Origin of the sequence: Paenibacillus illinoisensis NBRC 15959, from assembly GCF_004000925.1 — a bacterium.
In the GTDB taxonomy this organism is placed as follows: domain Bacteria; phylum Bacillota; class Bacilli; order Paenibacillales; family Paenibacillaceae; genus Paenibacillus; species Paenibacillus illinoisensis.
This window is the reverse complement of sequence record NZ_BIME01000001.1, coordinates 437089-457279: the sequence shown is the minus strand read 5'-3', so window position 1 is coordinate 457279 and position 20191 is coordinate 437089. Positions and strand designations below refer to the sequence as shown.

15 protein-coding genes are annotated in these 20191 nt (G+C 46.8%); 11 read left to right on the top strand and 4 right to left on the bottom strand.

Going from position 1 to position 20191, the window contains the following annotated elements:
* Window positions 1-2 precede the first annotated feature (2 nt).
* Both rhaA and PIL01S_RS01880 read left to right on the top strand, forming a co-directional pair.
* Window positions 3-1274, top strand: a complete 1272-nt coding sequence (gene rhaA, locus PIL01S_RS01885; protein ID WP_127536019.1) for an L-rhamnose isomerase — start codon at window positions 3-5, stop codon at window positions 1272-1274.
* Window positions 1275-1483: 209 nt separating this feature from the next.
* The gene (locus tag PIL01S_RS01880; RefSeq protein ID WP_127536018.1) at window positions 1484-3157 is read left to right on the top strand and encodes a ribonuclease J; all 1674 of its coding nucleotides are present in this window, start codon (window positions 1484-1486) and stop codon (window positions 3155-3157) included.
* 129 nt (window positions 3158-3286) lie between these two features.
* Here PIL01S_RS01880 and PIL01S_RS01875 read toward each other — a convergent pair whose 3' ends face one another.
* Entirely contained in the window at window positions 3287-4366 is a 1080-nt protein-coding gene (locus tag PIL01S_RS01875; protein WP_127536017.1) for a bifunctional 3-deoxy-7-phosphoheptulonate synthase/chorismate mutase, read from the bottom strand.
* 539 nt (window positions 4367-4905) lie between these two features.
* On the opposite strand from PIL01S_RS01875, the gene PIL01S_RS01870 reads away from it, so the two are divergent.
* From PIL01S_RS01870 to PIL01S_RS01860, 3 genes are all read left to right on the top strand, one after another.
* A complete protein-coding gene (locus tag PIL01S_RS01870) occupies window positions 4906-5895 on the top strand; it encodes a LacI family DNA-binding transcriptional regulator (protein ID WP_127536016.1) in 990 nt (329 codons plus the stop codon).
* Between the two features lie 161 nt (window positions 5896-6056).
* Window positions 6057-7532 (top strand): glycoside hydrolase family 32 protein, encoded by a 1476-nt coding sequence (locus tag PIL01S_RS01865; protein WP_127536015.1) that lies wholly within the window; start codon window positions 6057-6059, stop codon window positions 7530-7532.
* 26 nt (window positions 7533-7558) lie between these two features.
* Complete coding sequence (locus PIL01S_RS01860) at window positions 7559-9523, top strand: sucrose-specific PTS transporter subunit IIBC (RefSeq protein WP_127536014.1); 1965 nt, start codon at window positions 7559-7561, stop codon at window positions 9521-9523.
* Window positions 9524-9607: 84 nt separating this feature from the next.
* Here PIL01S_RS01860 and PIL01S_RS01855 read toward each other — a convergent pair whose 3' ends face one another.
* Window positions 9608-9985 carry a hypothetical protein gene (locus tag PIL01S_RS01855; RefSeq protein ID WP_127536013.1) on the bottom strand — a complete coding sequence of 126 codons (378 nt, stop codon included), beginning with the start codon at window positions 9983-9985 and terminating at the stop codon, window positions 9608-9610.
* A gap of 487 nt (window positions 9986-10472) precedes the next feature.
* Here PIL01S_RS01855 and PIL01S_RS01850 point away from each other — a divergent pair, with 487 nt between their 5' ends.
* Window positions 10473-10862 (top strand): hypothetical protein, encoded by a 390-nt coding sequence (locus PIL01S_RS01850; protein WP_127536012.1) that lies wholly within the window; start codon window positions 10473-10475, stop codon window positions 10860-10862.
* A gap of 71 nt (window positions 10863-10933) precedes the next feature.
* On the opposite strand, the gene PIL01S_RS01845 is transcribed toward PIL01S_RS01850, so the two are convergent.
* Together PIL01S_RS01845 and PIL01S_RS01840 are read right to left on the bottom strand one after the other, a co-directional pair.
* Window positions 10934-11833: a manganese catalase family protein gene (locus PIL01S_RS01845; protein WP_095358352.1), complete on the bottom strand. Its 900-nt coding sequence runs from the start codon at window positions 11831-11833 to the stop codon at window positions 10934-10936.
* Between the two features lie 127 nt (window positions 11834-11960).
* Window positions 11961-13685, bottom strand: a complete 1725-nt coding sequence (locus tag PIL01S_RS01840) for a cellulase family glycosylhydrolase (RefSeq protein ID WP_127536010.1) — start codon at window positions 13683-13685, stop codon at window positions 11961-11963.
* Between the two features lie 448 nt (window positions 13686-14133).
* Here PIL01S_RS01840 and PIL01S_RS01835 point away from each other — a divergent pair, with 448 nt between their 5' ends.
* From PIL01S_RS01835 to PIL01S_RS01815, 5 genes are all read left to right on the top strand, one after another.
* Window positions 14134-15936, top strand: coding sequence for a sensor histidine kinase (locus PIL01S_RS01835; RefSeq protein WP_127536009.1), 1803 nt, complete (start codon window positions 14134-14136; stop codon window positions 15934-15936).
* A gap of 18 nt (window positions 15937-15954) precedes the next feature.
* Window positions 15955-16710: a response regulator transcription factor gene (locus PIL01S_RS01830; protein WP_095358349.1), complete on the top strand. Its 756-nt coding sequence runs from the start codon at window positions 15955-15957 to the stop codon at window positions 16708-16710.
* Between the two features lie 153 nt (window positions 16711-16863).
* Window positions 16864-18177, top strand: a complete 1314-nt coding sequence (locus PIL01S_RS01825) for an ABC transporter substrate-binding protein (RefSeq protein ID WP_307720974.1) — start codon at window positions 16864-16866, stop codon at window positions 18175-18177.
* A 264-nt stretch (window positions 18178-18441) separates the two neighbouring features.
* On the top strand, window positions 18442-19323 hold the full coding sequence (locus PIL01S_RS01820) for a carbohydrate ABC transporter permease (protein WP_095358348.1): 882 nt from the start codon (window positions 18442-18444) through the stop codon (window positions 19321-19323).
* A gap of 22 nt (window positions 19324-19345) precedes the next feature.
* The gene (locus PIL01S_RS01815; RefSeq protein WP_127536008.1) at window positions 19346-20191 is read left to right on the top strand and encodes a carbohydrate ABC transporter permease; all 846 of its coding nucleotides are present in this window, start codon (window positions 19346-19348) and stop codon (window positions 20189-20191) included.

The following is a 20191-nucleotide window of genomic DNA, read 5'->3' as shown; positions in this document are numbered from 1 at the left end:
GAATGGATAACCAAGTCAAGCAAGCGTATGAAGCAGCCAAATTGTTATATGCCCAGCATGGAATTAATACGGATGAGGTATTGGAGAAGCTTGCAGAGATCAAGGTATCTGTGCATTGCTGGCAAGGTGATGACGTGAAAGGCTTTTTGAACCAGGATGGAGAGTTGACGGGGGGCATCTCTGTTACTGGTCAATATCCGGGAGCAGCAACCACTCCTGCTGAACTTCGGGCAGATCTGGAACAAGCCTTTTCGCTGATTCCAGGTAAGCATAAGGTCAATCTGCATGCGATCTATACCGATACGGATGAAAAAGTGGAGCTGGATCAGATTGAGCCCAAGCATTATGAGAAATGGGTGCAATGGGCGAGGGAGCAGGGGCTGGGTCTTGATTTTAACCCGACGTGCTTTTCTCATGAGAAATCAAGCGACGGATTCACACTGAGTCATCCTGATCCGGAGATCCGCAAGTTCTGGATTGATCACTGTAAGGCGTCTCGTCGCATCGGCGCTTATTTCGGCGAACAATTGGGCCAGACGTGCGTAACGAACGTTTGGGTTCCAGACGGGTTCAAGGATAATCCGGTTGATCGCATGACACCGCGCAAACGTCTCAAGGATTCGTTGGATGAAGTATTTGCAGAGAAGCTTGATCCGAAGCATAATCTGGACGCGGTTGAGAGTAAACTGTTCGGCCTTGGTTCGGAAGCGTACGTGGTTGGATCACACGAATTCTATATGGGATATGGATTGCAAAATGATACTTTGATCTGCCTGGATGCAGGCCACTTCCATCCCACAGAGGTCATCTCCAACAAGCTGTCTTCCCTTGCGCTCTTTACTAGTGGCATTCTGCTGCATGTGAGCCGTCCAATGCGTTGGGATAGTGACCATGTCGTCATTATGGACGATGAGCTGTTGGAAATTGCACGCGAACTTGTTCGTCATGACCTGTTACCAACGACGCATGTGGGCCTCGATTTCTTTGATGCCAGCATCAATCGCGTAGCCGCCTGGGTTGTCGGTACGCGCAACACGATCAAAGCTTTGCTGCGTGCCATGCTGGAACCGGTGGATGCACTAAAAGCCGCTGAGCTGCAAGGTGATTATACGGTACGGCTTGCGTTGACCGAAGAATTCAAATCCTATCCATTTGGTGCCATCTGGGATTATTATTGTGCCCAGCAGGGAGTGCCTGTTCGCGAGAAATGGATCTCCGAGATTAAAACCTATGAAGAAGATGTTTTGCTGCAGCGTGGTAAATCGCTCGTTTAACTTGTTCTTATAAAAGGAATTTTGTATTAATTACTTTATCCTAAACTGATAAAAGTCCGTAGTGGAGCCAGTGTTCCATTGCGGGCTTTTTGGCGTGACGATCATTCACGATGCATAAGTGAACTGAGAAATAACATACTACAACTACATAAACAGGCTTGTAGAATAGCCCAGTTACTGCAGCAAAGCGAAAAGGAGGATGCTTCAAATTGAATCTAGCCCACAATAAGTTGTATGTCGCTGCACTTGGCGGCGTAAACGAAATTGGTAAGAACATGTATATTATTCAGTACAACAAGGATATTATTGTCATCGATTGTGGTTCCAAATTTCCGGATGAGACCTTGCCGGGCATCGATCTCATTATTCCGGACGTCTCCTACTTGCTGGAGAATCTGGACCAGGTAAGAGCGCTTGTTGTTACCCATGGGCACGAAGATCACATCGGGGGCATACCTTATTTTTTGAAACAAATGAATATCCCCGTATATGCATCCAGGCTTACCCGAGGGTTGATTGAACTGAAACTGAAAGAGCATAACATGCTGCGAACAGCAGATCTTCATACAATCGATGCTCACTCCACTGTTAAGCTGGGGGATATCGACGTTTCCTTTTTTGCAACGAGCCACAGCATCCCGGACTGCCTGGGGGTATTCTTCCGGACACCTGGTGGAAATGTGGTACATACCGGCGATTTCAAGTTCGACATGTCACCGGTAAATGGACCTTATCCTGACCTATATCGAATGGCCGAGATTGGTAAACAGGGCGTTCATCTGCTGCTGTCCGAGAGTACAAATGCCGAACGACCTGGATTTACACCTTCTGAGCGTGTTGTAGGGGATCGCATTCTGGATGCATTTATTCGAGCCAGGCAAAAAATATTCATCTCCACCTTTGCTTCCAATGTCAGCCGGGTCCAACAAATTGTGAATGCCACCTTTGAGACCGGCCGCAAACTGGCCTTGCTGGGCAGAAGTATGGTTAATGTCGTATCTGTTGCTAGTGAACTCGGATACCTGGATGTTCCTGACGGCCTGCTGATTGAAGCGATTGATGCGGATCAGTTTCCTCCTGAACAAGTGGTTATTCTCTGTACGGGAAGCCAAGGTGAACCTATGGCTGCGCTGTCTCGGCTCGCGACAGGTAAGCACCCTCACGTGAGAGTGGCAGCAGGTGACACCGTCATTATTGCGGCAGGAGCAATTCCGGGCAACGAACGCAATTTAGCCCACGTTATTGATAACCTGTATGTACTGGGGGCAAGAGTACTATATGGTTCGAGCGGGTCGGGGGGCATGCATGTTTCGGGGCATGGCAGTCAGGAAGAGCTGAAGCTGATGCTGACACTGATGAAGCCGGATTATCTGGTTCCCATCCACGGCGAATTCCGCATGCTGTACCAGCACAGATTGCTGGCTGAATCAGTTGGCATCGATCCGGATCACGTATTTATCGTAAATAATGGTGACATGATTCAGTACAAGGACGGCGTAGCATCACCGGGTCCCAAAATCGCTTCAGGCAACAGTCTGGTTGACGGCTTGATTATGGGGGACGTAGGTAATATTGTGCTTCGGGATCGCAGACAGTTATCTTCAGACGGTATGCTTGTCATTGTGACGACACTTAGCAAAACGGAGAAGCAAATGGTCACATCTCCCGAGATTATTTCCAGAGGATTTGTGTTTGTAAAAGACTCGGAGGAATTTATGCGAGAAATTCATGGATTGGTGCTATCCAGAATGGAAGAACTGACCGGAGCCGGAGTGAACCAGTGGAATGTCATCAAAAGAAAGCTTAAGGACGAGATCGGACATTACATTTATGCCCAGACGAAACGAAGACCGATGATCCTGCCTATTATCATAGAGGTATGAAAAATGGTTAGAATAAGAAAAAGCCTGAGGAATGCTCATTCATATTTGATGATGAATAGGCTACTCCTTCAGGCTTTTTGTTTGTTTTTGCTTGCTTTAAAGAATACGGTTCACTATCTTCTGCGACTATTAATCCTTCAATAAACCGGATTGTCTCACGGAGGAGAGGAACTGATGGAATTGTTCGATGTTCAACTGCTGCGCACTATCGGATAGCGCTACTGCTGGATTGGGATGCACTTCCACCATAACGCCGTCGGCACCAGCCGCCAGGGCAGCTTTGGCGCATGGAGCCAGAATATCTTTGCGTCCAGTAGAGTGGGTTACATCCACCAGCACGGGAAGATGGGTTTCCTGTTTTAGAATAGGCACGGCAGAGATATCAAGGGTATTGCGTGTGGCTTTTTCATAAGTGCGAATTCCTCGTTCAATCAGCATGACTTGTTTGTTCCCACGGGACACGACATACTCTGCAGCATGCACGAATTCATCAATGGTTGCTGCCAACCCCCGTTTAAGTAAAATCGGAATACGAGCGTCGCCCGCTGCTTTGAGCAGCTCAAAGTTTTGCATGTTTCGGGCACCGATCTGGATCACATCAATATAATCCGCTGCCAGCTCGATATGGCCTGGATGCACAATCTCACTGATCGTTTTGAGACCGAACTCGTCAGCTACTTCCTTCAGAATTTTCAGTCCTTCAATCCCTAATCCCTGAAAATCATATGGGGAGGTGCGTGGTTTAAACGCTCCGCCGCGCATAACCGAAATCCCGGCTTCTTTCAAAGCCTTGGCAACCTCCCGGACTTGCTCGTAACTCTCGACGGAACAAGGTCCGGCAATCATGATTGGTTTGCCCGCGCCAACCTGAATGTCACCAATGGAGACGATTGTATCCTCCTGCTGGTTTTTACGGCTGACGAGAAGCTGTTTCTTGTGTTCGTCAACCTGTAAATGCAACGAAGCCTGAAAGATCTGCTTGAACAGCAGCTTGATGGCATCATCCTGGAAAGGCCCAGGATTGGCTGCCGTCAATTCTTCCAGCATTTCTTTCTCACGAACGGGGTCAAACTTGGGAACGCCCTGTTTTTCCTTGATCTGACCGATTTCCTGTGTGATTTGCGCCCGCTCTGATAGTAAGTGAAGCAGATCATGATTAATCTCATTTAATCGGCTTCGTAATTGTTCCAAGGTTTTGTTCTCGTCCATTTACAACCACTCCTCCGTTACGTTGGATATGAATTCATTTTATTGAAAAACAAAAAAAGCCCTTCATCCGCAAGGGACGAAGAAGCCGTGGTACCACCCTAATTAGAAACGGTTCAGCCTGATTGCAGGCATGCCGAATCTCACTTTGACCTTTTAACGCAAGGAACGGATTGTCCTAGAAGCTGACTCTTGAAGAAGCCGCTTTTCAGCAATCGGCTCGGGAGTGAACTTCGGCGGATGGTTGCCTCGGGTGCTCTCAGTCTTTGGCACCACGTCCCTGTAATCAACGCCAGATTCCGCTTACTCTTTCCGTCATAGCCTGTAATTGTTTATTGATATGTTAATATTCCATCGTGCACGATATGAATTGAAGTTATACTAGCATGTACACCTTCTGCATGCAATGAATTGAAGTGATGCCGCACATCAATAACGCTGTACTGCAGCACAATGATATTCGCCACATCGACATCAACCAAGTATAATAAGAAGGGTGCATTATCCATTTTATTTTTAAGCTGTACACAAGAGGAGTAACTATGAACAAAACCATTTCTGATATCGCTCAACTGGCCGGCGTGGCCAAAAGCACCGTTTCCCGTTTTCTTAATGGCGGTTCGGTCAGTGAAGACACACGCCAGAAGATTGAGCGCATTATCAAACAATATAATTACGTACCAAATACCTTTGCTCAGAGTCTCAAAGCGAAGAAAACCAGTATTATCGGAACAGTCGTCCCCCGGCTGGACTCATTTGCAACTTCACAGACGCTTATCGGCATAGATGAGGAATTAAGAACCAATCAGTACCAGATGTTGATTGCCAATACAAGCCAGGATATGCACCGCGAGATAGACGCCATTTATGATTTTGCAAGGCAGAAGGTATCCGGCATTATTCTGCTTGCCGCTGAAGTAACTGAAGCACATCTGAAGGCAGTCGAAGAGATTGGCATTCCGGTGTTGTTGGTGGGACAACAGCATGAACGTCTGCATAGTTTGGTTCACAACGATGACCAGGCCGGATACGATATGGGCAAATATGTGGTGGAGAAGGGGCACCGCCAGATTGTTTATATTGGTGTAACGGAGAGGGACCAGGCCGTCGGCATACATCGTAGACAGGGATTCCAGCGTGCCATCGCCGAATATGGCGGGAGTGGGTGTGATGTTACCTACTACGAGACAAGCTTCAAAATGTCCGAAGCGATCGTTACAGCAGAAGCCATTCTTCGGGACAATAAACCGAGCATCATTGTAGGTGCCACGGATAACATCGCACTGGGTGTAATGAAGACAGCTTTCTCTAACAAGATACAAATACCCCATGAATTGTCGGTAGCCGGATTTGGCGGATACGATATCACGGAAATGATTCATCCGGCGCTGACAACAGTGGAATTTCATTATTTGCAAGCCGGTAAACTGGCTGCGAGCCATATGATTCGTCAGGTTACAGGTGAGCCGGTAGAGAAACAAACTATACTTGATGTGGAATTGATTCCCCGAGAAAGCGTTGACAACGTATAAACTTATCCTTTATGATAATTCCATCGAACCGGTTCCATTCGTTAGAGATATTCGAATTGGAATAACGGTTTTGGCTTTATGCCGTGGAATTATTTTTTTATTCGCTTTGGAACCGGTTCCTCTTCAATGTAATGATTTTGGGCAAGGTTAGGAGATATGTTATGAAAATGACCAGAGAGCAGCGCTACCGATTCATTGAGCAGGCGGAAGAAGGAGAGATTGATAAACTGAAAGCGTTGATTTCCGCTTGCTCGTGGAGACAATCCTATCACATTCAACCTGTTACGGGCTTACTGAATGATCCTAACGGATTTTCATATTACCAAGGACACTATCATCTTTTCTATCAATGGTTTCCTCTGGGAACAGAACACGGAATGAAATATTGGTATCATGTTCGCTCGACAGATCTTGTGAACTGGGAGCAGGTGGGCATTGGCATCCGTCCCGGTGATACATTCGATTCGCACGGGGCTTACTCAGGAAGTGCCATTGTCAAGGATGACAAGCTGCACCTGCTCTACACAGGCAACACCAGGGATGAAGCATGGATCAGACATCCGTATCAATGCTTGGCGGTCATGGATGAAAGCGGTTCAGTTGTGAAAGCCGAGCAGCCGATTATATCGTCAGTACCGTCCGGGTATACAGAACATTTCAGGGACCCGAAGGTTTGGCAGGATGGGGATACCTATTATTGTGTAATCGGAGCACAGCGGACAGACATGACAGGATGCGCGGTGTTGTATCGATCATCCAACCTCACAGTGTGGGAGTTTCTGGGGGAGATCCAGACGCATCTCTCCCAATTCGGTTATATGTGGGAGTGTCCGGATTACTTTGAGATGAATGGTAGAGGTGTGCTTCTTTTTTCACCGCAGGGTATCGAAGGTGACGGGGATTTGTACAATAACATTTTTCAGTCAGGTTACCTGATTGGTGAGCCATTAAATCTACAGACGAGAGAGTTTGATCATGATCATTTTCAGGAATTGGATCGCGGGTTCGATTTCTATGCGCCACAATCGATGGAAGCTCCGGACGGAAGACGCATATTGATTGGATGGATGGGACTTCCGGATGTGGAGTATCCAACCGATGCGAGCGGGTGGGCACATTGCCTTACGATCCCGCGCCAGTTGTCCCTGAAAGACAGCAAACTCATACAGCAGCCTGTAGATGAGATGAAGAAGCTGCGTCAACAATCCGAGGGACACCGTTATCAAACGACACTTGAGAATAGATCTGAAAGTGTTGCTGCATTCAACGGCACTGCCTATGAGCTGGAATGTGAAATCAGTCATGTTGATGCTGAACGATTCGGGATTGAATTTCGAACAGGCGGTGAAGAAAAGACCGTTTTGCAATACGACCGTCTTCAGCAAAAGTTGATACTGGACCGAACCTTATCAGGTGCTCCAATGGGGGGCATGAATGGCACGGTACGCCAGTGCACGCTAAACGGAGATCGGATCAAGTTACAACTGTTTGTAGATACGTCATCGGTTGAAATCTTTGTCAATGATGGGGAAGAGGTATTCACAAGCCGAATTTTCCCAAGCCCCGAAAGTACGGGAATTCGCTTTTTTGCGAGTGGAGGCAAGGCTGAGTTTAAAGCGACCAAATGGGATTACTAGATATCAGGTGAGGGGAATGAAATACCATGTCGGATAACCAACAAATAGCCAAGGAAGTCATTCAAGCCATAGGGGGCAAAGATAACATCGCATCATTTGCCCACTGCGCGACACGTCTTCGCATTATGGTGAATGACAAAGAGAAAATCGATCAGAAGCAGGTCGAGAATATAGACAAGGTCAAGGGTGCCTTCTTCAATTCCGGACAGTATCAGATTATTTTCGGGACGGGTACCGTGAACCGGATCTTTGAAGAGGTCGAGAAGCTCGGAATCGAAGGTACCTCCAAGGAAGACGTGAAGAATCAGGGAAAAAAGGAAGGCAATGCATTTCAACGAGCAATCCGCACGTTCGGAGACGTGTTCGTACCTATTATTCCTGTACTGGTGGCTACAGGGTTGTTCATGGGGCTGCGCGGATTGCTTACCCAGAATGAAATTCTGTCCTTGTTCGGTGCAACCCCTGAGGACATTTCGCCCAATTTCCTGTTGTTTACTCAAGTACTGACGGACACTGCATTCGCATTCCTGCCTGCACTGGTGGCCTGGTCTGCATTCCGCGTATTTGGCGGCAGCCCTGTGCTCGGGATTGTGCTCGGACTGATGCTTGTCAATCCGGCACTGCCGAATGCTTATTCTGTGGCAGATGGATCGGCTCAAGCATTGTACATGTTTGGATTTATACCCGTTGTAGGCTATCAGGGATCCGTTTTACCTGCATTTTTCGTGGGACTTATTGGAGCGAAGTTCGAAAAGGTTCTGAGAAGACGCGTGCCGGAGGCGCTGGACCTGATCCTCACGCCTTTTATCACACTAACGGTTATGATTACATTGGGACTCTTTGCCATCGGTCCCGTCTTTCATTCGCTTGAAGAGTGGGTGCTGCATGGGACGACAGCTGTTCTTGACCTTCCATTCGGTATTGCCGGAATTATTATTGGTTTCTTCAATCAGATTATTGTCGTTACCGGTGTGCATCATATCTTTAACTTTTTGGAAATCCAGCTGCTGGAAAAAACAGGTTATAATCCATTCAACGCCATTGTAACTTCTGCGATGGCTGCACAAGGAGCCGCTTGTTTAGCCGTAGGATTAAAAACAAAAAATACAAAACTCAAGGCTCTGGCTCTACCATCGTCCTTGTCTGCGTTTCTCGGAATCAGCGAACCTGCCATTTTTGGGGTAAACCTGCGCTTCATGAAACCGTTCGTTATGGGACTGATTGGTGGCGGTGTCGGTGGTTTTCTCGCATCCTTGTTCCATCTGAAGGGTACGGGCATGGCCGTAACGGTGATTCCCGGTACATTGCTGTATCTGAACAGTCAGCTGCCCCTGTACATTCTTGTTAATGTGGTTGCTGTGGGTGTGGCCTTTGCATTAACCTGGTTCTTCGGTTACAAGGATCAGCCGCTTGCTGTAGATGAGATAACGAACAGTGGAAATGAGAGTGATCCTTCGGCTGTCCAAACCGCAGGTACGGATGATCGGACCAATCAAGCAGCGGTATATCGGCCCCAGGTGGATAAGCTGGAGATTGCTTCGCCGATGACCGGTACAGCGGTGGCATTGGACAACGTACCTGATCCTGCATTTTCAGAGAAGCATATGGGTGAGGGGATTGCCATTGAGCCTACGGAGGGTAGGGTGTTCGCACCTTTTGATGGCGTCGTAGCCCATGTGATGAACAAGAGTAAACACGCTGTCATTCTGGAGCATGAGACTGGCCTGCAGATGCTTGTTCACGTTGGAATCAATACCGTTGGTCTAAAGGGAGAGGGATTTACCGCTCATGTCCAAAGCGGAGATGTAGTTACCGCTGGACAATTATTGATTGAGTTTGACATGAACGCCATTCAGGCTGCGGGGCTGCCACTCATCACTCCCGTTCTGATCCCGAACGGAAATGAAATGATAGAAGAAGTGCAGACGGCCAAGATTGGCAGTGTACAGGCGAACGGGGACAACATCCTTGTTGTGAAGTTTAAACAATAATGAACAAAGCAGGCAGAGAGAGCTGATGAATTTGACCAGACTCATTGCCTGCTTTTTTTGCTATTCATTCATGTAACAAGTGTATTAAAACGAATAATAGGTGAGTGCATATTCTATCAAAAAGGCACGCACCTGTTCCTGGCTCATATGCAAATTTCCGCAGTTCTCCAGATTGAAGATCAGATTGTCTAGGCATTTTAGAAGAAAATGAGCACGAACCTCTCCCCACAGACTTTGGTGCTCGGTGATGTAATGGATAGCTTGCTTCGGTTCCAGCCCTTTTAACCCTCCGAATACCGAAGCCCATTTGACCAGATCGGCGGGCTCTGAACCTCTCGGTAAACTAAATTCTGCAAATCCGTGAATGCCTCCACATGAAATTTTGAACAAGCCGCAGTAGCTGTCTGAATGTTCATGAGGGAGTAACGGCAGCTTTCGCATATCGTACCGAATGATTTCCATGGAAGTAATCTTCATTTCATGGTTTATTGTTATTTGATTTATGAGTTCACAACTCGGAAACACGCCACCAACCTCCATCGAATGAATGCGACTTTAAGTTCTTCAACCTTTGGTTTATGTTACGGCTGAGTGACGATGAAGTAAAATGTTGGGGATCTTTTATTTACCGCATTTAAGTGCTTGCGGGTGGATATTTCCGTGATGTAAGCGATTAAATCGGGATCAGTCTGTTATTTTTGCTGATTACATCTGTTTATTTCATTAGCTCATTCGCTCCACGATAAACTGAAGCTAGATGAAGCCAGGAGTAGATAATGGTTAAAATGAACTTGAGTTTCGCCAGAAATGGTTGATTTACGCAGTAAATTGTTCCCTTACTGCCTTGCAGCCCTGCGATTACAGGACTATGATTCGCTCATACCATGCGAGGATATTCTTGCTGGCGTGGAGACGAAGGTGAGGGAGCACGATGTCGGAGGACGCTGTAATGTTAGTTTCAACGGGACAGAGCTCAGCAGGAATGGAGTTTGTTCGTTTATTGCTGAAGAGGGGGATGGATGTAATCGTGCTTGTCCACAATGCAGAAGAGGAACAGCAGCTGACTGAATTGATCGGTAAGATCTCTGTGTATCGCCTCTATCACTCTGGTTCGGCAGACAAGACGCCCATTGCTTTAGATTGGGCGGTCAAACATGCCTTTGTATTTGAAAGAAATCTGCCAGAGTGCTGTCAGGACATTCAATTATGCCATAGCTGGTGCCCGCAGCGGCTTTATGTGGTTACAAGCAGCCTGAGTCCTGTTCAGCTGGTTTACCGCGGGTTGGGAGCCTCATATGTCATACACAGCCGAAGCGGTGATATATCGTTTGTTTTGTAATAGGAAGGTCAGACAAAAATAACAAGCGGTGATCTCGAATAATGAGATGACCGCTTGACATACGTTCAGCATTACAACCCTGCTTGCCGCTTCAGCCGTTCTGCAATCTGTAACAGATCTTCCGCAGAGACGCCAGGGGCGAATTCTTCCGGCAGGTCCGGCAGATCGGGAATAGCGCCACTGTGTCCGGGCAGCCCTGCGAATGCCTCCAGTTTTCCGCCATCTGTCGGATGTGTGCCTTTCCAGATCTGGGCGATGTTCTGATAGTCCTTGTCACTAAAAGTGTAAAGCCTGCGATGTTCGCCCATGGCTTCCCATTTCCGGGTCGTGTCAAACACCTTATTGTCCAGGCGTGGAATAGGGAACATCTTGGTCACATCAACGCCGGTTGCAATCTGCAGCGCTTTGGCATAGGCAAGAATATGTACGCCGCCACGAACGAGCAAATAACCGGTCATCTCCCGGGCAGTTGGATGATCCGTCATCTCGTACACTCTCATCTTGTGGGTACGTGCACCGCATTCGAGGAAAAAATTATGCAGCAGGTCGAAGATCAGATTGCCGCTGTTCACGACATATGAACCGTTCCAGGGTCTACCCATGGAATCAAAGGGGAGCGCTGTCTGAGCCGATTCAATGAAATGTGAAGTGATACGAGCATCCTTACCTGCACGAAGCGGGGTGGTGTCAGGGTCTCCCGGAGCAGTAGTGCCAACCAGCATCAGATTAATGGTATTGGCGACAAGCTCCACATGACCAAATTCTTCAGCCGTAATACTTGCCACAATGTCATAAAAGGCACGCAGCTTTTTTTTGCCCCGAAAGTTGAAGGATTGAAACATATAGTTGTTTAACGTGGACATCTCGCCGAACTTTCCACCAAGCAGTTCCTGGACTGCGCTTGCTCCATTGGGGTCCGGGTTATTGGAGATCGGCAGTTCAATTGCAAGGCGGTCTACCCGTTTAAACATGATTTTGCCTCCTCAAGCCAAATTACTGTAAAGGTATGAGGCATGACTTGTACGTTATTCGGACTTTGGTCAAAACAAAAACGTTCTGTCAGAGCCTTGCTCTGAACAGAACGTTCGCATTTGTGACTTAAGACGTTTGACCAACGACACTGGTACCGTTCTTCGTTATTTTATAGGTGAGCACCTCGCCACTCCAGAAGTGGAATTTGAGAATAACCTCACCATCATTCGTTTCGTTGAAGAAGTTTGGTTTCAGTTCAATGATATTGCGGCTATAATCCGGGCTAAAGGTGTAAGAGAACTCCTTGAAGGATGTCCAGTTTTGCGGCCCGGCGTTACCTCCGGTGGCATACGTCGCTTCCATCGTGGCCAGCTGGTTTCCGTTAAACGTGGTTGGAATTGCAAAAGAATCGGTAGTTCCTGTAACATCGCCCAGCACAGGCGTATCATACGTAATGATATTCAGGTTCCAGTCGGCGCCTTTATTGAATTTCGCCGTAAGCTTCGCATTGACACCAAGACTGCCGGAAGCGGTCAGTTTGGTTAACAGACTGGATTTAAGAGTCAGCACGTCATCCTTAATCGTGTAATCCTTGCCTTTAGACAGTTTCTTGTTACCGTTAGCCAGGGATTTGAAGGTGTTTCCATTCAGATTCAATCGGATCGTTTGATCTTGAACGGCTGCTCCTTTTTTGAGATGGACCAGATCGGATTCGGCTGTGGACGAACGACCTTTCCAGCTCGCTTTCATCGTGTTATAGAGATCAGGGTCAGACCAAGTATAGTTTGTACGACTGAAATGCTGCCCGTTATCCCACAGCATGGTGGTCATCTTCTTTTGACGCAGATACTGTCCAACGAATTCGAAGAATTTCAGTTTCTCACCTTGTTCGATGACACCGGTATGCTGGTCGAAGCCCAGCAAGCCATATTCACCAACAATAACTGGTATACCTTTGGCTACAAAAGCGTTGTATACACGATCGAATGTATCCGTGATGTCTTTTTGCACTTCTTCATTAAACTTGGTAAAACCAGCGATGTTCACACTAAATGGCCAGAAGCCATAATAGTGAACTGTCGCAATAATGTTAGGATCGTTTAATTTCGTGATCGTCTCATTTAATGCATCCAGATCGGCTTGTGCGGATGAGGTGTGCATTGTCGGGAGTACGAGTGGACGTGTCTTGTTGTTTCCGCCAGAAGACCTTACAATTTGATGAAAAGAAGTATTAAGCTCATCGAGCATACGGTACCCGACTGCGGCATCTGTTGTTCCGCCTTCTGTGAAACGGGGCTCGTTAATACTTTCGAACATCAGCTTGGAAGGAGCATTTTTAAATTGTTTCGCAATCTGGGTCCATACGGAATTATAGCGTGCTAGCACAGGATCATGATCCTTCTCCATGTAACTGACCCATCGCCAGGAATCATGGTGGATGTTAAGCATGACATAGAGATTGGCATCGAGTGCCCAATCCACAACTTCCTGTACACGGTTCATGTAGGCGGGATCGATGGTGTAGTCGGGTGCGTCGCCGATGTGGGCTTCCCAGGTCACAGGAATGCGAATGCTCTTATAACCTTGCTTCGCAATCTGCTTGATCAGTTCCTTGGTAATCCGCGGGTTACCCCAGGCCGTCTCATCTTCGCCCACAGCGTCGAGCGAATTACCCAAATTCCAGCCTGGTTCCATGGCGCTGACGTAGGACTGGATTTTGGTTGGGGCAGCAGGTTTACTTGGCTTGCCTTTGTGATCAGGAGCTGCAGAGGCCATGGCAGAAGAGAACAGAGACAGAATCAGTGCGGTGACCAGTGTGAGGGATAGAACATTTTTACGATTTTTCTTCATTAACAGTGTCTCCTTCATGCTTGGAATAGTTGAACTGATGAATTATGCTTGCTCAGATGGAAAAAAAGCTCAGTTATAACAGTCCAGACAGGGTGTACGAAGGAAGGATCACCTCCAGATTATGTATTGAAAGCGTTTTCGTAGATGTTAATATAACATAGAATAAAAGAAGCGAATACCCTCACAATTGGAACAGAAATCAGTTGTAAATTAGTGATCCATTTCACGATAATATGATGAACGAACTTTTCGTATATGAAAGCATAAGTTTTCGAAGAGAAGCGGGCTTTAATGTGTAGATATGTTCTATGCAATGAGAGATATGTTTCTATGACTGGAGTGCAGGGTTCTTTAAAATGAAGATATCGTCAGCAAAATCAGCCATCCAGCTGCATGAACAGGGTGATATAATAAGTTCACCAGAGGGCAGCAAAAGGAGTCGGTTCATATGCGGAAGTGGCTGGGATGGATGATCCCCCACAAGCTCAAATACCGTTTGTTTGCAGGATTCGCGCTTGTCATTCTGCTTCCATTCAGCATTCTCAATCTGTACAACTACGAAAAAATTGAATCGCTTGTGCAGCAGAAGATCAGTGAACAGAGTCATGAACAGTTGGATAATCTCCACCAGTCGCTGGAAGATCAGCTCAGTATCGCTTTCAAAACATTGATCTTCCTGGAACAGGATTCCGAGGTTCGCCGAATTCTGCAAAATCCTGGCGAGCGCAACGTCCTGGATAACAAGGAGCGTATGGAGGACAAATTCAAAGGATTGAATAACAGTTTTTTTCTCTACAATCCATCTGTTTATTTTACGCTGCTCGATGAAGACGGGCATATCTACACCTCATACCAGCCCAAGGTCCCGCTAGATTATGACACCGTTGCCTCGGATCGTTCCTTTTTGGCTCTTCAGGATAGCGGAACCTCATATGTGTGGACATCGAATGATGAGAATTACGTATCCCGTGATGTGACCAGGAGCCCAACCCTGTTATCCTTGTACGCCAAACTCCGTGACCGGAATAACAATACATACGGACTGGCAAGAATCAGCATTGATTTCTCCTACTGGTTTCAGTCTGTATTGCAGAAGTCCGAGAGTGACCAGCTCTATTTTATCATGACCCGTCAGGGCGAAGTGATTGCTCGTTCCAATTCCGAGTCTAAGCTGTCCGATGAAGTTATTCGTGAGGTTTCCCGCGAGCCGAGTAATGGATACTGGACTGACAAGTCCAGTGAGTCACTCATTAACTATAGTTATCTGCCTTCACTGGATTGGTATATGATAAACCGTATTCCCTTACAATTGCTGTTTGGTGAGATTGAAAGCCTGAAGAAGCATTATTTCGCAACTTTTTATGCCATTACGGCCCTTTTTATTGCTATTGCTTTCATGATTGCTTATACATTTACAAGGCCGTTATCCCGTCTACAGGTCAAGATGAAAGAAGCGGTTGGCAAGGATCTCCGCATTCGGCTGCCAGAGGAGAATCACCGGGGAGAGGTGCTGGATCTTACACGGACCTTCAATACGATGATGGTAGACATGAACCGACTGGTTCAACAGCTTCGTGCTGAAGAAAGGCAGAAGGATGCCGTCCATTTTCAGATGCTTCTAGCTCAGATGAATCCACATTTTCTGCTCAATACGCTCAATACACTGAAATGGATTGGCCTGCGGAACGGGAACGAAGAAACGGTGGAAATATGTCTTTCACTCGGTAAACTGCTGGAAACCAGCCTCAATTCAGATGTGGATCTCATTCTCCTTCGCGATGAAATGGATCTGACGCGAGCTTTTCTGTATATCCAACAAGTCAGATATGGAAATGTGTTTGACATAGAGTTCAGTTATGACGAAGAGCTGCTATATGCTCTGGTTCCCAAGCTCAGTCTGCAGCCATTGATTGACAATGCGATTCGCCACGGGATTGGCAATATGGCAGAGGGAGGCAGGATACAGATCCGGATGTTTAGAAATGCAGCTGTGCCTGATCGTTTGACTCTGGAGGTCGAGGATAACGGGGTAGGAATGGATCATTCGAAGAATAACAGGGAGCAGGGTCGTCAGAGACCAAGTATTGGACTGCAGAATATCAGGGAGCGACTAAGACTTCTATTCAAGGACAAAGGCGAGCTCGAGGTGATCTCGTTGGAACAGGGGACATTGTGCCGGATTCATCTGCCTGTTTTGCTGTCCGAACCATATGCGAACCAAAACCTGGGCAACAAGAATGACGAGGATTAACGGAATGGAGGGACTACAATGTGGAAAGTATTACTGGTGGAAGATGAGACATTCGTCCGGGAGTCTGTGAAGGAGATCATTCGTTGGGAGGACATGGGGTTCACGCTAGCCGGAGAAGCAAGCAATGGATTGGAAGCGTTACCAATGATTAAGCAGGACCCTCCGGATCTTGTTCTGTGTGACATTGTCATGCCGCAGATGGACGGATTAATGTTACTTCAGGAAACAAGGAAGGCTGGCATCCAATCCAAATTTGTCATGCTGACATGTATGGGCGATTTTGAATCCATGCGGCAGGCCATGGAATATGGCGCCTCTAATTACATTCTGAAGTTGTCGATGAGTGTGAAGGATTTGCGCGAAACTCTCGTTAAGGTAAGCAAGGAATTATCGAATAACGGAGTGCCACAAGAGCGCGCCATCCGTCCTGCATCCACAGCGCCCAAGGAGAAAATTACGCATCCGGAAGTGAATAAGATCATCCAATACATTGAACAGCATTATGATCAGGATATTACACTGAAGTTCCTTGCACGTTACGTCATGATGGGGGAAAACTACGTGAGTGCCCTGTTTAAAAAGAAGACCGGGGAGACGCTGATTCATTATTTGCATCGAACACGAATTAACAAAGCGATCGAGTATCTAACGGATACCGATTGGCCTGTGAACCAGATTGGCCACCAGGTCGGTTTTATGAACGATAATTATTTTATCAAAATCTTTAAACGAATGACGGGTACAACCCCGAGTCAATATCGTCATCAGAAATAGAACAAAATGATTTGACTGAAGGATGATAACGGTTTCAAATGTGTATTTCTGTTCCATGGCAATCATGATTCTGTTACTTACGACCATTCTCACTCATTTGCTATCCTTAAGTTGCAAACTTCAATCCAGAATTTACGAGGGGGTCGTCTCTTGGTGAGAAAAAAAGGCTTGGTTGCACGAATGGTATCACTTGTCCTTGTTGTGGGCATGATCGCAGGTTGTTCCAATGATTCAGGTTCCAATGCTCAGACCGGTGCGTCTGACAATTCGGGTGATACAGTCAAACTGAAAATGTGGGGAGGCGTACCGCCTGAAGCGGGGCCGCAGGCAGTCATCGATGTGTGGAACAAGGAGCATCCCGAAACACAGATTGAATATGTGCGTTATGTGAATGATGATGAAGGCAATCTTAAACTGGATACGGCCATCATGACAGGTCAGGATGTGGATTTATTTGTGAACTATACGATTTCCCATACGGCCAAGAGGGTGGCATCCGGTGCTGCCGCTGACCTGAGTTCCTTCACCGACTACAACATCGACGAGAAAATGGGTCCTGATGCGGAGGGCTGGAAAATTGACGGGAAGTATTATGGTGTCCCTACCACGAAGAGCACCTATTTCGTGGCACTGAACAAGGAAGCACTTGATGCAGCCAATCTGCCTGTTCCGAAGGACTGGACCTGGGATGAGATGAGAGAATATGCGAAAAAGCTAAAAAAGGATAGTGGATATGGGTTCATTCAAAACACAGAACCGTTCGTTGATTCAATGGATTCCGTCCTGTCACAGGAAGGGTATACCAAGGCAGACGGAACGTCTAACCTGGATCATCCCATGGTGAGAAAGTGGTTGGAAACCCTGAATGCCATGATGGCTGAGGATAAAACGACACCGCCGCTCGGAGAGCAGCTGACATCGAAAATGCCTGTGGAGCAGATGTTTCTGAGCGGGGAAGTACCTATGCTTAACATTGGGGCATGGCTTCTCCGCAGCTCGAACAATTTTACCGATTACCCGCGGGATTTCACCATCGCCTTCGCACCGGTACCGCGTTTGTCTGAAGATAAGGAAGGCTATGTCATGCGAGGTGGACTGGGAGATTACATCTCCATTAATGCCAAATCGAAACATCAGGAAGCAGCCTGGGAATTTCTGAAGTGGTATGCGGATGGCGGCATGGCCCCAATGGCTGAGGGAGGACGATTCCCAGCTTCCAAGGATGCAGATCAGGATAAGGCGCTGGAGAGCATGCTTGGAGACAAGAAAGATACGTATGATCTGGAGTCACTCATGTATGTCATGTTTGATTATCAAACGCCAACCTATGTCCGGACTGTGCCTCAGGAAGTGATGGATTTGCGAGCGCAGGAGTACGAAAAGTATTTTCTGGGCGTACAGGATCTGGATACAACGATCTCCGCAATGGTTTCCAGACATAATGATTATCTCAAGACGGCCAAATAAAAAAAAGCAACATTATTCTTTTGCAACAAAAGGTTGATATATGGAGACTGCCCCAGATTTATGGTGGCAGTCTCTTTGTTTTGACAGCAGATGGATAGGCATTCGCAGCATAGAACAAATTGATGTTTTTGAATGATTGGACCGCCTGTGGCAAAGCATTTTTTGCATCATTCTGTTTTATGAACAAGGTGGATTTGTTACTTATGGGAACATTGCCGGGTTGGTAGACTTGGGTTATCCCTGGAAGAAACGAGGCGAAGAACAATGCATAACAACTGGATGAGAAGACAGCGCATGCTGGGATATATTTTTGTCGGTCCAAACATGCTGGGAGTTCTGCTTTTTTTCCTGATCCCGGCCATCTACTCTTTTGGTCTCATGTTTACGGATTACAAATTTATGAACCCAGATATGACGTTTATAGGTTTGGACAATATCAAGCGATTGATGAAAGACCCGCTGTTCTTTCTATCCTTGCGTAATACCCTGATATTTTTGCTCGCCGTACCTGTCTCGATTGTGCTTGGTTTTATTGTAGCCGTCATCCTGAATCAAAAGATCTATCTGAAAAAGCTGCTGCGCGGGTTGTACTTTATGCCTTATATCACGAGCGGAGTAGCTGTGGCATTTGTCTGGATGCTGCTGTTTCAGCCCAATCAGGGACCAATCAACGGATTCTTGCGCAGTATTGGCGTAGATAACCCACCGGGATGGCTTTCCACGACAACCTCCTCCATGTACGCCATCGATATCATCTGGATCTGGTTTATGCTGGGCTACAACATGATTATTTACCTTGCTGCCTTACAGGAAGTGTCATCTGAGCTGCTGGAAGCAGCCAAGATCGATGGAGCCAGACCGCTTCAGATTTTGCGCAGAATCATATGGCCTCTGGTAAGTCCAACCACATTTCTGCTGCTAATTACCGGACTGATCATGGCTATCAAAACGTTCGGAATCATTCAGGCCACAACACAGGGGGGACCTGGTAATAGTACAACCATCCTGTCTCTGTATGTATACCAGAATGCGTTTCGTTATTACGACATGGGATACGCCGCTACGGTCTCCTGGGCACTGTTCGCCATTATTCTGCTGATTACTGTTCTTCAGTGGGTAGGGCAAAAACGCTGGGTCCATTACTAATCTAAAAAGGGGGACAGGAAGTATGGAACTCAAAAAACGTCTATCCATTGTGCAGCCTGGCAGTTTGTTCATCACCATCATTATGCTGGCACTGGCTATTGTCATGATTATTCCTTTTCTTTGGATGATAAGCACTTCTCTAAAGACGCCTATGGAAGTTTTCAAATATCCCATTGAGTGGATTCCATCCAATCTGACCTGGGAGCATCATCAAAAAGTATGGTCCGGTGCCAAAAGCTTCGGTACGTATTATTTGAATTCACTCAAGATATCCATCATTGGCATGGTAGGCGCAACATTTCTTTCCGCTTTTGCAGCATACGGATTCGCCCGGATTGATTTCAAGGGTCGGAATGCACTGTTTCTGCTCTATCTGTCGATGATGATGATTCCGCCGCAAGTGCTCTTCGTTCCGAAGTTCATCATGTTTGAGTGGGCGGGAATCTATAATACACATCTGGCATTGATTCTGCCTGGTTTGTTCACCATTTTCGGCGTGTTCATGCTTCGTCAGTTCTTTCTGTCCATTCCGAATGAAATATCCGAGTCAGCCTTTATTGATGGAGCTGGACATTTCCGCATATTCTTTCGCCTGATCTTGCCACTTGCCAAGCCGGCACTGGCCACACTGGCTATTATTGATTTTTCCTGGCAGTGGAACGACTATGAGAATGCACTTGTGTTTCTCATCGACGAGAATCTGTATACGGTACCTCTGGGACTGCAAAATTTCATATTGGAAAATACGGTGGATTATAATGGCATGATGGCTGCTGCTTCAGCGGGGATTATCCCCATGATCATTGTATTTGCTATAGGGCAGCGTTACATCATTCAGGGGTTGACCAATTCTGCCGTGAAAGGGTGA

Excerpts from the sequence above, each read along its gene's own strand:
- rhaA (WP_127536019.1), top strand. The coding sequence starts at position 3 with ATGGATAACCAAGTCAAGCAAGCGTATGAAGCAGCCAAATTGTTATAT.
- PIL01S_RS01875 (WP_127536017.1), bottom strand. The coding sequence starts at position 4,366 with ATGGACGAGAACAAAACCTTGGAACAATTACGAAGCCGATTAAATGAG.
- PIL01S_RS01870 (WP_127536016.1), top strand. The coding sequence starts at position 4,906 with ATGAACAAAACCATTTCTGATATCGCTCAACTGGCCGGCGTGGCCAAA.
- PIL01S_RS01865 (WP_127536015.1), top strand. The coding sequence starts at position 6,057 with ATGAAAATGACCAGAGAGCAGCGCTACCGATTCATTGAGCAGGCGGAA.
- PIL01S_RS01860 (WP_127536014.1), top strand. The coding sequence starts at position 7,559 with ATGTCGGATAACCAACAAATAGCCAAGGAAGTCATTCAAGCCATAGGG.
- PIL01S_RS01855 (WP_127536013.1), bottom strand. The coding sequence starts at position 9,985 with ATGGAAATCATTCGGTACGATATGCGAAAGCTGCCGTTACTCCCTCAT.
- PIL01S_RS01850 (WP_127536012.1), top strand. The coding sequence starts at position 10,473 with ATGTTAGTTTCAACGGGACAGAGCTCAGCAGGAATGGAGTTTGTTCGT.
- PIL01S_RS01845 (WP_095358352.1), bottom strand. The coding sequence starts at position 11,833 with ATGTTTAAACGGGTAGACCGCCTTGCAATTGAACTGCCGATCTCCAAT.
- PIL01S_RS01840 (WP_127536010.1), bottom strand. The coding sequence starts at position 13,685 with ATGAAGAAAAATCGTAAAAATGTTCTATCCCTCACACTGGTCACCGCA.
- PIL01S_RS01835 (WP_127536009.1), top strand. The coding sequence starts at position 14,134 with ATGCGGAAGTGGCTGGGATGGATGATCCCCCACAAGCTCAAATACCGT.
- PIL01S_RS01830 (WP_095358349.1), top strand. The coding sequence starts at position 15,955 with ATGTGGAAAGTATTACTGGTGGAAGATGAGACATTCGTCCGGGAGTCT.
- PIL01S_RS01820 (WP_095358348.1), top strand. The coding sequence starts at position 18,442 with ATGCATAACAACTGGATGAGAAGACAGCGCATGCTGGGATATATTTTT.
- PIL01S_RS01815 (WP_127536008.1), top strand. The coding sequence starts at position 19,346 with ATGGAACTCAAAAAACGTCTATCCATTGTGCAGCCTGGCAGTTTGTTC.